This is a genomic window from Streptomyces sp. PT12 (assembly GCF_003311645.1).
GTDB lineage: Bacteria > Actinomycetota > Actinomycetes > Streptomycetales > Streptomycetaceae > Streptomyces.
Genome location: NZ_QEST01000156.1, coordinates 39,614 through 53,893 on the forward strand (window position 1 = coordinate 39,614; position 14,280 = coordinate 53,893).

The window sequence follows — 14,280 nt, forward strand, 5'->3', positions numbered from 1 at the left end:
CCCCACGTCGCCACCCCACGTCGCCGACCCATGCCGAAGGCGGATGGCATGCCGCAGGACGTCTGTCTCTTCCTACCCTTCAGGGCCCGGGCCAATCCCGACGCCGAGCGCGCGCGGGAGCGGCACCTGGAGTGGGTCGTGGGCCACGGCCTTGTCAGGGGCGTCGCCGCGCTGCGCCGCTACCGCGCCCTGCGGCTGGCCGACCTCGCCTCGTCGGCCCACCCCGAGGCCACGGGCGACGACCTCGACCTGGTCACCGACGCGGTGTGCGTCGGCTTCACGCTGGGGGAGCGATACGGCGACCCACGGGTCACCCCGCCGGAGCGCATCGCCCGAATCAGCACCGAACTCGCCGCCATCGCCTACCGGTTGCCCGGCACCCCGCCCCTGCTCGACCTGCCGCTGACGCGCGCCCACGCCGACGTGTGGCGGCGCTGCGCGGCCGGGATGTCACCGGCGTGGCGGGCGCGGGCGGCGGGGAGCCTGACGCGTTTCTTCCGCGCCCGCCTCCAGGAGGCGCACAACCGGGCCCTGGGCGTTCGGCCGCGCGAGGACGCCTACCTCGGGCCGCGCAGGAGCGCCGTCGGGGCCGCGCCGTGCTTCGACCTGATCGAGCGGGCCGGGCGCTTCGAGGTGCCGCCCGCCGCCTACTGGAGCCGCGAGCTGCGCGCCCTGACCCGGCACGCGGGCGACGTGGTCCTGCTGTGCGACGACCTCCACTTCGCCGAGCGCGCCGAGGCCGCGGGCGATCCGCACAACCTCGTGCTGATCCGCCAGCGCGAGCGGGGCTGCACGCGCGCGGAGGCCAGGGGGCAGGTGGCGGACCTGGCGCGGAAGCGGGCCGAGGCGTTCCTCGCGGTGGCCGCCGCCGTTCCCGGGCTGCTGGGAGCCTGGCGCCTCGACGCGCGCGGCGCCGCCGCGGTGGAGCGCTACCTGGCGGGGCTGCGGGCCTGGATGGTCGCGCGCCAGGCGTGGGGCGCGCGCCAGGCCGCGGGCCCGCCGGTCGCGGGCCTGCTCAGCGGCCGAGCAGCCGCGCGAACGCCGCGCGCCCCGCACGCGCCACCCGCCGATGGAACGCCGGTGGTGGCCTGAGGGGCCCCGCCGCCTCGGGGGCGCGAGGCGCGGCGGGAACGGACGGCGCGGGCGCCGGGGCGCGGGGCGCTGGGCGGCGCGCGGTGAACGCCACGGGCAGCGCGTCCAGATGGCGCGCCCAGGTGGACGCCGACCACGTCAGCTCGTCGGGCTCCACCGCGAGCCGCACGTCGGGCAGCCGCCCGAGCAGCGCGTCGATCGCGGCCACGGCGATGGCCCGCCCGATGTCCCCTCCCGGGCACTCGTGCGGGCCACCGGCGAAGGCCAGGTGCGAGCGGTTCCCGCGCATCGGCGCGCCTGGACCCGATCGGATCCGCGGGTCGGCGTTGGCCGCCGCCAGGCCGAGGAGTAAGACGTCGCCCGCGTGGATGCGCTGCCCGCCCAGCTCGAGGTCCTGCGTCGCGAAGCCGCCGGGGCACACCGAGATCGGCGGCTCGTCCCACAGGACCTGCTCCACGGCCCCCGGCAGCGTGATCCGGCCGCCGAACAGCGAGCCGCGCAGCGGGGGACGGGCCAGGACGGCGCGCAGGGTGTTGACAACGAGGTTGGTGGTGGACTCGTTCGCCGCGACCAGCACGAGCCGCAGCTGGTGGACCACCTCGTCGTCGGTCAGGTCGGCCGGGTGCGCGATCAGCCAGGACGCCAGGTCGTGCCCAGGCGCGGCGTGCTTGTGCTCGACGGTGGCGCGCAGCACGCCGTGGATGTGCCGGTCGCTCGCCACCGCGTCCTGGGCGCCCAGGAGCAGCAGGCGCCCGGCCTCGACGAGCGCGGGGCCCTCGTCCCGCGGCAGCCCGAGCACGTCCGTGAGCGTCAGCATGGGCAGCCGCCTGGCGTACCGGGACAGCAGCTCCGCGTGGCCATCCCCGGCGAAGCCGTCGATCAGCCGGTCCGCGTGCCGCCCCACCAGGCGGCGCAGCCCGCGCCGGTCGAAGCGCCGCAGGCTCTCGTTGACCGCGGCGCGCAGCCGCTGGTGCTCGGCGCCGTCCTGGTGCGCGCAGTCGGGGCCCCACGCCAGCACGGGCGCGAGGGGCGACCGCGGCCCGACCCTGCCCTCGCGCCACGCGGTCCACAGGCGGCCGTCGCGGCTGAACCGCCTGGGGTTGCGCGTCACCTGAAGCACCTCGTGGTACCCGACGACCAGCCACGCGGGCTCGTCGCCTTCGAGCAGCACCGGCACCACGGGCCCGTGCTCGGCGCGCAGCCGCTCGAACAGCGCGGCGGGATCGGCCGCCACGGCCGGTCCGTTGAGCCGGGTGATGCCACCGGGCCCGAGCCACGCGCCCTGGCACCCTGGGCGCTCGGCCGCGGGCCGCTCGGACCCCGGCCCCTGGTCCTCGGGCAACGGGTCCTCGGGCAACGGGTCCTCGGGCAACGGGTCCTCGGGCAATGGGTCCTCGGGCAGCCGGGCCGGTTCTGACGAGGTGGAACACACGGGTCGGCCTCCTTGAAGGGGTCGGGGGTCGGGTGGGGTCAGAGCCGCTGCGGCCCGCCGATCCTGGGCCCCGGCGGGCGCTTGCGCCGGGGCAGCCCGCTGGCCGTGCGCCCTTCGGCGCCACCTGGGCGCTCGCCGGGGCCCGCGGGGCCCGGTGGCCAGGGCACGAACGGGCTCGGCCTGGCGTACGTCGGCCAGCCCGTGGGGGGCGGGACCGTGAACAGCTCGTCCGGCAGGAACACCACCGCCCGCACCCCGGCCCCCGTCGAGGGGCGCAGCGAGATCCGCGCCCCGTGGTGCGCGGCCAGGATGCCCGCGACGCGCAGCCCGATCCTCGCCGTCTCGCCGAGGTCCATCACGTCGATGCCGTCCACGCCCTGCCGCAGCAGCGCCTCGGCGCGCTCGGTGGCCTCGGGGGTCAGGCCGCTTCCGCAGTCCTCGATGGACACCTCGATGCCGTGCGCCACCTCCTGGGCGTTCATCACGACCTTGGTGTTCGGCGGGGAGAACCGCGTGGCGTTGTCGAGCAGCTCGGCCATCATGAGCATCAGCGACTCGGCCGCCTCGCCCACCACCGCCGCCTCCACCACATGGTGCTGCGTCACGCGCGCGTACTCGGTGATCGGGCCCGAGCCCGCGCGCAGCACGTCCGCCAGCGGGACGGGCGCCCGCCTGCGGCGCAGCGGGGCGCCGCCGCCCAGGACGGCGAGCGCGGTGGCGTGGCGGCCCGCGACGTTCACGCCGTGCTCGACCTCCATCAGCTCGCCCATCAGCTCGGGGCTGTCGTGGCGGAACTGCATCGCGCCGACGCGGTGCTGGAGCCGGTGGATCTCGGACTGGATGCGGCCCGCGACGTTGACGATGGCCCGCTTCCCCGAGTCGCGTTGCAGCTCCTTCTCGCGGGCCATGTCCACGAGCGCGAACAGCAGCGTCTCGTGCGCGGCGCTGACCCGGACGTCGGAGAACGGGCCCGGCGCCAACGGCGGCGGCACGTCTCCCTCCACCTCGCCGTCGCGCAGCCGCCTCAGCAGGGGCGGCACCACGTCGTAGACCAGCGTGGCGGTGTCGTCGGCCTGCTGGTCGAGCCGCTCGCCGAGCGCGGCGACGAGCCTGCCGCGCCGGGCGGTCTCGCCCGCCAGGACGCCCACCGCGAGCGTGGCCGCGGCGCCGCAGCCGAGCACGGCGGGCCGCGCGCCCTCGGCGACGAGCAGCGCCGCCGCCACGGCGAGCAGCCCCACCAGGGCGGGCGCGGCGGCCCACCGTCCCGTTGAGGTGGCCCCGCGGTGGTCTCTCGGTAAGGGTTCGGCATGCACGATGGGTCCTCACTGGCTCGGCAACGGGCCTTGGCGCACGCGTCGGCGACGAGCCGTGACGGCGTCAACTCGCTCTGTGAGAGGGAGAGTAGAGCGCGCCGAAGGCATACCGCAGGCGGTTGCCCCAACGTCCTCCGAACGAGGGGCGCCGAGGGCCCCGGCGCGGCTGGGCCGGTGCGCCGCGGGTGCCCCACAATGGAGCCGGGCCGTCGCGGTCGCGTATGCGCAACGCGGCGGAAATCCTGTGATGGGATGCTCTTCGAGCCCCGCAGGACCCCGCGGGCGGGGGAAGAGCCGTCTGACCAGCGAGGATGGGTGGAAATGGAGAAGCAGCAGGAGTTCGTGCTCCGCACGCTGGAGGAGCGGGACATCCGCTTCGTCCGGCTGTGGTTCACCGATGTGCTGGGCTTTCTCAAGTCCGTCGCCGTGGCCCCCGCCGAGCTCGAGCAGGCATTCGAGGAGGGGATCGGCTTCGACGGCTCGGCCATCGAGGGATTCGCCCGTGTGCACGAGTCCGACATGATCGCCAAGCCCGCCCCGAGCACGTTCCAGATACTGCCCTGGCGCGCCGAATCCCCCGGCACCGCACGGATGTTCTGCGACATCCTGATGCCCGACGGCTCCCCCTCGTACGCCGACCCGCGCTATGTGCTCAAGCGCGCCCTCGCCAAGTCGTCCGACCTGGGCTTCACCTTCTACACCCACCCCGAGATCGAGTTCTTCCTGCTGGACTCCAAGCCGGTCGACGGCACCAGGCCCGTGCCCGCCGACACCTCCGGATACTTCGACCACACCCCGCAGGCCGTGGGCATGGACTTCCGCCGCCAGGCCATCACGATGCTGGAGTCCATGGGGATCTCCGTGGAGTTCTCCCACCACGAGGGCGCCCCAGGCCAGCAGGAGATCGACCTGCGGTACGCCGACGCGCTCTCCACCGCGGACAACATCATGACGTTCCGCCTGGTGATGAAGCAGGTGGCGCTTGAGCAGGGCGTGCAGGCGACGTTCATGCCCAAGCCGTTCTCGGAGTACCCGGGCTCCGGCATGCACACCCACCTGTCGCTCTTCGAGGGCGACCGCAACGCCTTCCACGAGACCGGCGCCGACTACCGGCTCTCCAAGATCGGCCGCTCGTTCATCGCCGGGCTGCTCAGGCACGCGGGCGAGATCTCCGCCGTCACCAACCAGTGGGTCAACTCCTACAAGCGCATCTGGGGCGGCACCCAGCGCACCGCGGGCGCGGGCGGCGAGGCGCCCTCGTACATCTGCTGGGGCCACAACAACCGCTCCGCGCTGATCCGCGTGCCCATGTACAAGCCGGGCAAGACCGGCTCGACCCGCATCGAGGTCCGCTCCCTGGACTCCGGCGCCAACCCCTACCTGGCCTATGCGGTGCTGCTCGCCGCGGGCCTCAAGGGTGTCGAGGAGGGGTACGAGCTGCCGCCCGGCGCCGAGGACGACGTCTGGGCGCTGAGCGACCGCGAACGCCGGGCCCTGGGCATCGAGCCCCTTCCGCAGAACCTCGGCGAGGCGATCAACCTCATGCAGCACAGCGAGCTGGTCGCCGAGACGCTGGGCGAGCACGTCTTCGACTTCTTCCTGCGCAACAAGCGGCAGGAGTGGGAGGAGTACCGGAGCGAGGTCACGGCGTTCGAGCTGCGGAAGAACCTGCCCGTGCTGTGACCCGGGGTCGCTAGGCTTCCTGGGACGGATCAGCCTGGGACACGGATCAGCCTGGGACACGGATCAGCCTGGGACACGGATCAGTGCGGAGGGGACGACAGCGTGCCGTTGGGCGGGCGGCGGGACAGCCGATTCGGGCAGCTGCTGCGGCGGGGGTTCACCGACCCCAGCGGCGCGGAGCGGCTGCTGGACGCGCCCGCGCTGCGTTCGGCCGCCGCCGACGGGATGCTGCTCGACGCGCTCGCCGCCACGGCGGACCCCGACGCGGCCCTCGGCGCCCTGGTCAGGCTGGCCGAGGCCCAGTCCGACGGCGAGCGGGCCGCGTTCCTCGACACCCTGCTGGCCGCCAAGCCGCTGCGGGACCGGCTGCTCGCCGTGCTCGGCGCCTCCGACGGGCTCGCCGACCACCTTGTCCGCCACCCCACCGAGTGGCGGGCGCTCGTCGCGTTCGAGAGGGCCGATCTCCACCCGGGCACCGAGGAGTTCGAGGCGGCCCTCGCGGGCGCCGCCGACCCCGACGGGCTGCGCGTCGCCTACTACCGCGCCCTGCTGACCATCGCCGCGCGCGACATCACCGGCACCACCGGCGTCGCCGAGACCGCCGCCGAGCTGGCCGACCTGGCCACCGCCACGCTCCGCGCCGCCCTGCGGATCGCCGCCGCCGCGGCCCCCGACGACGCCGCCGCGTGCCGCCTCGCCGTCATCGGGATGGGCAAGTGCGGGGGCCGCGAGCTGAACTACGTCTCCGACGTGGACGTCATCTTCGTCGCCGAGCCCGCCGAGGGCGCCGACGAGGGCCCCGCGCTCCAGGCCGCCACGCGCCTGGCCGCCCACCTCATGCGGATCTGCTCGGACACCACGGCCGAGGGCACCATCTGGCCCGTGGACGCCAACCTCCGCCCCGAGGGCAGGAACGGCCCCCTGGTCCGCACCCTCGTGAGCCACCTGGCGTACTACCGGCGCTGGGCGAAGACCTGGGAGTTCCAGGCGCTGCTCAAGGCCCGCCCCGTCGCGGGCGACGCGGCGCTCGGCGCGGAGTACGCCGCCGCCGTGGCCCCGCTCGTGTGGCAGGCCGTCGAACGCGAGAACTTCGTGCCCGACGTGCAGCGCATGCGCCGTCGCGTGGAGAGCTCCATCCCCGCGGCCCAGGCGGAGCGCGAGCTGAAGCTGGGCCCCGGCGGCCTGCGCGACGTCGAGTTCGCCGTTCAGCTCCTCCAGCTCGTCCATGGCCGCACCGACGCCGAGCTGCGCCGCGCCAGCACCCTGGACGCGCTGGCCGCGCTCGCCGCTGGCGGCTATGTCGGCCGCCAGGACGCGGCGTCGCTCGACGCCTCCTACCGCTTCCTGCGCACCGTCGAGCACCGCATCCAGCTGCGCCGCCTGCGCCGCACCCATCTGATGCCCACCGACGAGGCCGAGCTGCGCAGCCTGGGGCGCTCGCTCGGCTTCACCGTCGAGCCCGTCAAGGAGCTGACCGCCGCCTGGCGCCGCCACACCGCGGGCGTCCGCCGCCTGCACGAGAAGCTGTTCTACCGGCCGCTGCTCGACGCCGTCGCCCGCCTCGACGCGGGGCAGCTGCGGCTCGGCCAGGACGCCGCGAAGGAGCGGCTTGTCGCCCTCGGCTTCGCCGACCCGGGCGCCGCCCTGCGCCACCTCTCCGCGCTCGCCTCGGGCGTCACCCGCAAGGCCGCCATCCAACGCACGCTGCTGCCCGTCCTCATGGCCAGCTTCGCCGACTCGGCCGACCCCGACTCCGGGCTGCTCAACTTCCGCAAGGTGTCCGACGCGCTGGGCACCAGCCCCTGGTATCTGCGGCTGCTGCGCGACGAGGGCGCCGCCGCCGAGAACCTCGCGCGCGTCCTGTCCGCCGGGCGCCTGGCCCCCGACCTGCTGCTGCGCGCCCCCGAGGCCGTCGCCCTGCTGGGCGCGGCCGAGGGCCTTCGGCCCCGCCCGCCCGCCGCGCTCGCCCAGGAGATCAGGGCCGCCGTGGGCCGCGCCGAGAGCGCCGAGAGCGCCGTCGCGGTGGCCCGGGGGGTGCGCCGCCGCGAGCTGTTCCGCACCGCCGCCGCCGACATCGTCGGCGCCTACGCCCCCGGCGAGGCCCCGGCCGAGGCGCCGGGCCCTGCCCTCGACCGCGTCGGCTCCGCCCTCACGGCGCTCAACGCCGCCACCCTCGCGGGCGCCCTCGCCGCCGCCACGGCCGCCATCGGCCAGGACCCGCCGCCCGCCAGGCTCGCCGTCATCGCCATGGGCCGCTTCGGCGGGCACGAGCTGAGCTATGGCTCGGACGCCGACGTCCTCTTCGTCCACGAGCCCGCCGAGGGCGCCGACGAGCGCGCCGCCGCCGAGGCCGCGTCGGCCATCGCCCACGAGATGATCCGGCTGCTCCAGCTCCCCAGCATCGACCCGCCCCTGCTGGTCGACACGCATCTGCGCCCCGAGGGCAGGAACGGCCCGCTGGTCCGCTCGCTCACCAGCTACGCCGCCTACTACCGCCGCTGGTCGCTCGGGTGGGAGAGCCAGGCGCTGCTGCGCGCCGAGCCGGTGGCGGGCGACGCGGACCTCGGCCGCGCGTTCACCGAGCTGATCGACCCGCTGCGCTATCCCGCGGGCGGCATCGGCCAGGACGCGATCCGCGAGATCAGGCGGCTCAAGGCCAGGATGGAGGCCGAACGCCTGCCGCGCGGCGCCGACCCCACCCTGCACACCAAGCTGGGCCGCGGCGGGCTCAGCGACGTCGAGTGGACCGTTCAGCTGCTCCAGCTGCGCCATGCCCACGAGGTGGCGGCGCTGCGCACGACCCGCACCCGGGGGGCGCTCGCCGCAGCGGTGGGCGCGGGGCTGCTGGACGCGGAGGACGCCGAGGTGCTCGACGAGGCGTGGGTGCTGGCCTCGCGCGTGCGGAACGCCGTGATGCTGGTGCGCGCGCGCCCGCAGGACACGTTCCCGGCCGACGCCCGCGAATCGGCGGCCGTGGCGCGCTATCTGGGGTACGAGCCGGGGACGGTCGGGCGGATGCTCGACGACTACCGGCGCACGACGCGCCGCGCCCGCACGGTCGTCGAGCGGCTGTTCTACGAGGGTTGACGCCCGCGAGGGTTGACGCCTGCGAGGGGCGGCGTCTGCGAGGGGCGGCGTCTACGAGGGCGCGGGCGCCTTCTCCTCCGGCACCTTGCGCGGCAGCCGGTAGCACAGCCTGCCGTACCACAGGTAGGCCACCGCGAACCCGAAGGCCAGGCAGACCATGCCGCCCACCGCGTCGAGCCAGAAGTGGTTCGCCGTGGCCATGATGACCACAAGGGTGAGCACGGGGTAGAGCACGCCCAGGAGCTTCACCCACAGCGGCCCGGCCAGCACGGCGATGGTGATGCCGCACCACAGCGACCAGCCGATGTGCATCGACGGCATCGCGGCGTACTGGTTCGACACGGAGGCCATCGCGCTGCCCTCGGCGGACAGCGATCCCCAGGTATGGTGAACGGCCGCGGTGTCGATGAAGTTCATGCCCTCCATCAGGCGGGGCGGGGCCAGCGGGTAGAAGTAGTACCCGAGCAGGGCGACGGTCGTGGTGGCGAACAGCACCAGGCGCGTCGCCCCGTACCGGCCGGGGTGGCTGCGGAAGACCCAGACCAGCACGACGATCGTGACGATGAAGTGCAGCGTCGCGTAGTAGTAGTTCATCGCGACGATGAGCCAGGTGACATCGGCGGCCGCGTGGTTGAGCCCCAGCTCGAAGTCGAGGCCGAGGGAGCCCTGGAGCTCCCAGATCCAGCGGGCGTGGGACTGCGCCTGGTCCTCGCGGAGGGGGGCGGCGTTGCGGATCATCGAGTAGATCAGGTAGCTGATGGCGATGAGCATCAGCTCGAACCAGACCCTGGGCCGTCGAGGGCGCCGCAGCGAGCCGAGGCGTCTCGGGGGTGCCGCACCGTTGTCGCGGTCGGTCACGGGTCGTGCCGGATCCACTCGCTTCACTTTCGAACTGACGCTGGTTGTTGCCCCCATGGGCGAACAGTTTGCCAGAGGACTGACACCGGCCCGATCATCCTCCGGTCTGGTCTTCGCCCCGGGCCCCTCATCCGCGCGGCGGACGGCACCGGCTCACCCCCGAGGGGAAACCCCCGAGGTCACGCGCCTCCCGGTCATGTCTTCTGTATCACCGGCGCGGTGGCCGTCGAGCTGCGGACCACCAGCTCGGGGATGAAGACGAACTCGCTGTGCGGGGCGGGCGTTCCGCCGATCTCCTCAAGCAGCGCGCGCACCGCGGCCTGGCCCATCGCGGGGACGGGCTGGCGGATCGTGGTGAGGGGCGGGTCGGTGAACGCGATCAGCGGGGAGTCGTCGAAGCCGATGACCGAGCAGTGCTCGGGGACGTCGAGGCCCCGCTGGCGGGCCGCGCGGATCGCGCCGAGCGCCATCATGTCGCTCGCGCAGACGACCGCGGTGCAGTCGCGTTCGAGCAGCGCGGTGGTGGCGGCCTGGCCGCCCTCCAGGGTGTAGAGCGAGTGCTCGACGAGCCGCCGCGCCTCGGCCTCCTTGACGCGCAGCTCGTCCGCCATGCCCGCGAGGAAGCCCTCGACCTTGCGCTGGACGGGCACGAAGCGGGCCGGGCCGAGCGCGAGCCCGATGCGCCGGTGGCCGAGCGACACCAGGTGGGTGACGGCAAGGCGCATGGCCGCGCGGTCGTCGGGCGAGACAAAGGGGGCGCGGACCTTGGGGGAGAAGCCGTTGATCATGACGAACGGCACCCCGAAGCCGCGCAGCCGCTCGTAGCGCTCCATGTCGGCGCTGGTGTCGGCGTGCAGGCCCGAGATGAAGATGATGCCCGAGACGCCCCGCTCGACGAGCATCGTGGTCAGCTCGTCCTCGGTGGAGCCGCCGGGGGTCTGGGTGGTGAGCACCGGGGTGTATCCCTGGCGGGTGAGGGCCTGGCAGATCACCTGGGCGAAGGCGGGGAAGATAGGGTTCTCGAGCTCCGGGGTGATCAGTCCCACAAGTCCCGCGCTGCGCTTGACGAGCCGGGCGGGGCGCTCGTAGCCGAGGAGGTCGAGCGCCGTCAGGACGGATTCGCGGGTGGCGGCGGCGACTCCCGGCTTGCCGTTGAGCACACGGCTGACGGTCGCTTCGCTGACTCCCGCCTGGGCTGCGATGTCAGCAAGCCGTGCGGTCACAGTTCGGGACCTTACCGGTCACCGGTGACGCTGCCCACCAGAGGCCGAGAAACGTACCGGAATGTATGAATTTCGAGGAGTGACTCGCGCATGGGCTCAGTCTTGCAGCAATTTGCCGCAAGCTCTTTCCAAAGTGTGGCAGCGCTGTTACGTTCCTGCCAGTCCGGCGCCGCAGCGGTGCGGTGCGTAGGGTGGACAAACCACCCTTGATCGGGCGTAAGGCTTGAAGGAGTTCACATGCGGCGCAGCATAGGAACGACGGCCGTGGTTGCCGTGCTGGCTCTTGCGGCAACGGCTTGCGGCGGGGACGACGGGGACGGGGGTGGCGGGGGAGGCGGTGACGGCGAGCTCTCGGGCACCGTCACCTACTGGGACACCTCGAACGAGACCGAGGCGGAGGTGTTCGAGGCCGTCGCGGCCGACTTCGAGGAGCTGCACCCCGGGGTCACGGTCGACTACGTGAACGTCGGCTTCGACGACGCGCAGAACCGCTTCAAGAACGCGGCGGGCGCGAACGAGGCCCCCGACGTGATGCGCACCGAGGTCGCCTGGGTGGCCGACTTCGCGAGCCTGGGCTACCTCTACCCGCTGGACGACACCGCGGCGCTCGAGGACCAGGAGGACTTCCTGCCCACCCCGTGGGCCTCCACCCAGTACGAGGGCCAGACCTACGCGGTCCCGCAGGTGACCGACACCCTCGCCCTCTTCTACAACCAGGCCCTGCTCGACCAGGCCGGGGTCGAGGTGCCCGCCTCCCTCGCCGACATCGAGGCGTCCACAGGGGCGTTCGACGAGGACGGCGTCACACCGCTGTATGTGCGCGGCGACGACCCGTACTGGTTCCTGCCGTTCCTCTACGGCGAGGGCGGCGACCTGGTCGACGCCGACGCCCAGGAGGTGACGGTCGACAGCGCCGCGGGCGTGGCCGCGTTCGAGGCGATGCAGGGCCTCGTCGACTCGGGCGCCGCGATCACCGACACCAGCGAGGGCTGGGAGAACATGATGTCGGCGTTCGGCAACGGCGACGTCGCCATGATGATCAACGGCCCCTGGGCCATCGCCGACGCCACCGCCGCGCTCGGCGAGGACCTGGGCGTGGCCCCCGTCCCCGCGGGCGGCCAGGCGCAGGGCTCGCCGCTGGGCGGCTGGAACTACGCGGTGTACGCCGGGACTCCTGACGCGGAGGCGTCGTTCGAGTTCGTCAAGTACATGTCCTCGGTCGAGTCCCAGACGCGGATCACCGAGGAGCTGAGCCTGCTGCCCACGCGCGCCTCGGTCTACGAGGACCCGGCGGTGCAGGGGAACGAGATGGTCGGCTTCTTCAAGCCCGCCGTCGACATCGCCCACGAGCGGCCCTGGATCCCGCAGGCGCAGTCCCTCTTCGAGCCGCTGCGGGTGTCCATCGAGGCCATGCTCACCGGCTCCGCCTCGCCCGATGAGGCCGCGGCCGACACCGGCGACGCCTACCGCGACCTCCTCGAGGACTGGCAGTAAGGGAGGCACCCCATGACCTCACCCACCATCGCCTCCCCCGAGGAGGCGGGGGCCGCGGGCGCCGAGCGCGCCCGCGGCCCCCGCCGCGGGGCGGGCGGCGGCCCTGGACGGCTGCGCCTGGCCCTGTCCACGCACTGGTACGCCTGGGCGATGATCGCCCCCGTCGTCCTGGTGATCGCCGCGATCATCGGCTGGCCGCTCGTCAGGGGCGTCTATCTCTCCCTGACCGACGCGGACGAGGCCAACGTCGAGCGGACGATCGGCGTCAACTCCATACCGGCGACGTATGAGTTCATCGGCCTGGACAACTATGCCGACATCCTCGGCGACGACACCTTCTGGGACCGCCTCGGCTGGACCGTGGTCTGGACGGTGGCCTGTGTGGCGATCACCTTTGCCATCGGCCTGACCCTGGCGAACATGCTCAACCGCCAGTTCCGCGGGCGCACCGTCTACCGGATGGCCCTGATCCTGCCGTGGGCCATCCCGGCGTTCGTGTCCGTCTTCGCGTGGCGGATGCTCTACAACGAGCGCAACGGCCTCCTCAACAGCCTTCTCGAGGGCCGCGGCATCGACGGCATCGCGTGGCTGTCCGACCCCACATGGGCCAAGGTCGCCGTGATCTCCGTCAACGTCTGGCTGGGCGTGCCGTTCATGCTCGTCGCCATGCTGGGCGCGCTCCAGTCGATCCCCGCCGAGCAGTACGAGGCGGCCGAGATGGACGGGGCGAGCGCGTGGCAGCGCTTCCGCTTCATCACGCTGCCCGGCGTGCGCTCGGTGTCGATGACGGTGGTGCTGCTCAGCACGATCTGGACGTTCAACATGTTCCCGGTGATCTTCCTGCTGACCAGGGGCGGACCCGCGGGGTCGACGGACATCCTGGTCACCGAGGCGTTCCGGCTGGCCTTCACCGCCAGCCCGCGCGACTTCGCCAACTCGGCCGCGTGGGGCGTGCTGATCCTGCTGCTCCTGGTCCTCTTCGCGATCTCCTACCGCAGGGCACTCCGCAAGCAGGGAGAGGTGTGGTGACGATGGCCACCGACGACATGACCCGGCCCTCGGCCCGCCCCTCGGCCCGCCCCTCGGACCGGCCCGCTTCCCGGCAACGCCGCGCGCCCCGGCAGCGAAGGCGCGGGGAGCGTTCCCGCGCGGCCTCGGTGGGGCTGCACGCGACGCTGCTCGTGGCGGCGGTGATCGCGGTGTTCCCGCCGCTGTGGCTGCTGGTCACCTCGTTCAAGCCGAAGACCGACACGTTCACGCGGTCGCTGGTCTCCGGCTTCACGCTGGACAACTACGACCACGTCATCAACGACACGGAGTTCCTGACGTGGTTCGGCAACTCGGTCGTGATCGTGCTCGCCACGACGCTGATCGGCGTCTTCATCTCGTCGACCACCGGCTACGCGCTCAGCCGCTTCCGCTTCCCCGGGATGCGCCCGCTGATGTGGACCCTGCTGCTGACGCAGATGTTCCCGATGGCGGTGCTGATCGTGCCGCTGTACAACCTGATGTCCCGCTACGGGCTGCTCAACCAGCCGGTCGGCCTCGTCGTCACCTATCTGACGATCGCCGTGCCGTTCTGCGCGTGGATGATGAAGAGCTTCTTCGACACCATCCCCGTGGCCATCGACGAGTCGGGCCGGGTCGACGGGCTCAACCCCTTCGGCGTCTTCTGGCGGCTGATCATGCCGCTGGCCAAGCCGGGCCTGGCCGTCACGGCGTTCTACTCCTTTGTCACGGCGTGGGCCGAGGTCGCCTTCGCCACGGCGTTCATGACCGGCGAGCAGAACCTCACGCTGGCCGGTGGCCTCCAGACCTTTGTCAACCAGCACACCCAGGACTGGCACCTGATGACCGCCGCGGCCGTCCTCATCGCCGTCCCCGCCATCCTCGTCTTCGGCTACGCGCAGCGTCACCTCCAGTCAGGACTGACCGCGGGCGCGACCAAAGCCTGACCGAATCTCCCCAGGGATGACATGACCCAGCACCTCGCCGACCGCGCCCAGCCCGCACCGGGCCCCGCCACGTCTCCCGCCACCGAGCCGGAGTGGTGGCGTGACGCGGTCATCTACCAGGTCTACCCGCGCTCGTTCGCCGA

At 73.1% G+C, this 14,280-nt stretch carries 10 protein-coding genes; 6 read left to right on the forward strand and 4 right to left on the reverse strand.

Annotation, left to right across the window (positions count from 1 at the left end; translation table 11 throughout):
- Positions 1-48 precede the first annotated feature (48 nt).
- A complete protein-coding gene (locus tag DEH69_RS17795) occupies positions 49-1,092 on the forward strand; it encodes a hypothetical protein (RefSeq protein WP_113687972.1) in 1,044 nt (347 codons plus the stop codon).
- Here the strand turns inward: DEH69_RS17795 and DEH69_RS17800 are convergent.
- Positions 1,016-2,524 (reverse strand): cytochrome P450, encoded by a 1,509-nt coding sequence (locus DEH69_RS17800; RefSeq protein ID WP_181727480.1) that lies wholly within the window; start codon positions 2,522-2,524, stop codon positions 1,016-1,018. The two genes, DEH69_RS17795 and DEH69_RS17800, sit on opposite strands and share 77 nt — an antisense overlap.
- A gap of 38 nt (positions 2,525-2,562) precedes the next feature.
- Positions 2,563-3,837, reverse strand: a complete 1,275-nt coding sequence (locus DEH69_RS17810) for an ATP-binding protein (protein WP_147255672.1) — start codon at positions 3,835-3,837, stop codon at positions 2,563-2,565.
- Between the two features lie 321 nt (positions 3,838-4,158).
- Here DEH69_RS17810 and DEH69_RS17815 point away from each other — a divergent pair, with 321 nt between their 5' ends.
- Both DEH69_RS17815 and DEH69_RS17820 read left to right on the forward strand, forming a co-directional pair.
- The gene (locus tag DEH69_RS17815; RefSeq protein WP_113687975.1) at positions 4,159-5,520 is read left to right on the forward strand and encodes a glutamine synthetase family protein; all 1,362 of its coding nucleotides are present in this window, start codon (positions 4,159-4,161) and stop codon (positions 5,518-5,520) included.
- 102 nt (positions 5,521-5,622) lie between these two features.
- Positions 5,623-8,607, forward strand: coding sequence for a bifunctional [glutamine synthetase] adenylyltransferase/[glutamine synthetase]-adenylyl-L-tyrosine phosphorylase (locus DEH69_RS17820; protein ID WP_113687976.1), 2,985 nt, complete (start codon positions 5,623-5,625; stop codon positions 8,605-8,607).
- 51 nt (positions 8,608-8,658) lie between these two features.
- On the opposite strand, the gene DEH69_RS17825 is transcribed toward DEH69_RS17820, so the two are convergent.
- Complete coding sequence (locus DEH69_RS17825) at positions 8,659-9,465, reverse strand: phosphatase PAP2 family protein (protein WP_258534747.1); 807 nt, start codon at positions 9,463-9,465, stop codon at positions 8,659-8,661.
- Between the two features lie 194 nt (positions 9,466-9,659).
- Complete coding sequence (locus DEH69_RS17830; protein ID WP_113687978.1) at positions 9,660-10,688, reverse strand: LacI family DNA-binding transcriptional regulator; 1,029 nt, start codon at positions 10,686-10,688, stop codon at positions 9,660-9,662.
- Positions 10,689-10,925: 237 nt separating this feature from the next.
- Here DEH69_RS17830 and DEH69_RS17835 point away from each other — a divergent pair, with 237 nt between their 5' ends.
- Genes DEH69_RS17835 through DEH69_RS17845 form a run of 3 tightly spaced genes read left to right on the forward strand, consistent with a single transcriptional unit; the run spans position 10,926 to position 14,137 of the window.
- On the forward strand, positions 10,926-12,182 hold the full coding sequence (locus DEH69_RS17835; protein ID WP_113687979.1) for an extracellular solute-binding protein: 1,257 nt from the start codon (positions 10,926-10,928) through the stop codon (positions 12,180-12,182).
- 12 nt (positions 12,183-12,194) lie between these two features.
- Positions 12,195-13,211, forward strand: a complete 1,017-nt coding sequence (locus DEH69_RS17840; RefSeq protein ID WP_113687980.1) for a carbohydrate ABC transporter permease — start codon at positions 12,195-12,197, stop codon at positions 13,209-13,211.
- Positions 13,212-13,213: 2 nt separating this feature from the next.
- Positions 13,214-14,137, forward strand: coding sequence for a sugar ABC transporter permease (locus DEH69_RS17845; protein WP_113687981.1), 924 nt, complete (start codon positions 13,214-13,216; stop codon positions 14,135-14,137).
- Positions 14,138-14,280 lie beyond the last annotated feature (143 nt).

What these genes read in the sequence shown, in the direction of transcription:
- DEH69_RS17835 (WP_113687979.1), top strand. Translation starts at nt 10,926, where the DNA reads ATGCGGCGCAGCATAGGAACGACGGCCGTGGTTGCCGTGCTGGCTCTT.
- DEH69_RS17845 (WP_113687981.1), top strand. Translation starts at nt 13,214, where the DNA reads ATGGCCACCGACGACATGACCCGGCCCTCGGCCCGCCCCTCGGCCCGC.
- DEH69_RS17840 (WP_113687980.1), top strand. Translation starts at nt 12,195, where the DNA reads ATGACCTCACCCACCATCGCCTCCCCCGAGGAGGCGGGGGCCGCGGGC.
- DEH69_RS17815 (WP_113687975.1), top strand. Translation starts at nt 4,159, where the DNA reads ATGGAGAAGCAGCAGGAGTTCGTGCTCCGCACGCTGGAGGAGCGGGAC.
- DEH69_RS17795 (WP_113687972.1), top strand. Translation starts at nt 49, where the DNA reads ATGCCGCAGGACGTCTGTCTCTTCCTACCCTTCAGGGCCCGGGCCAAT.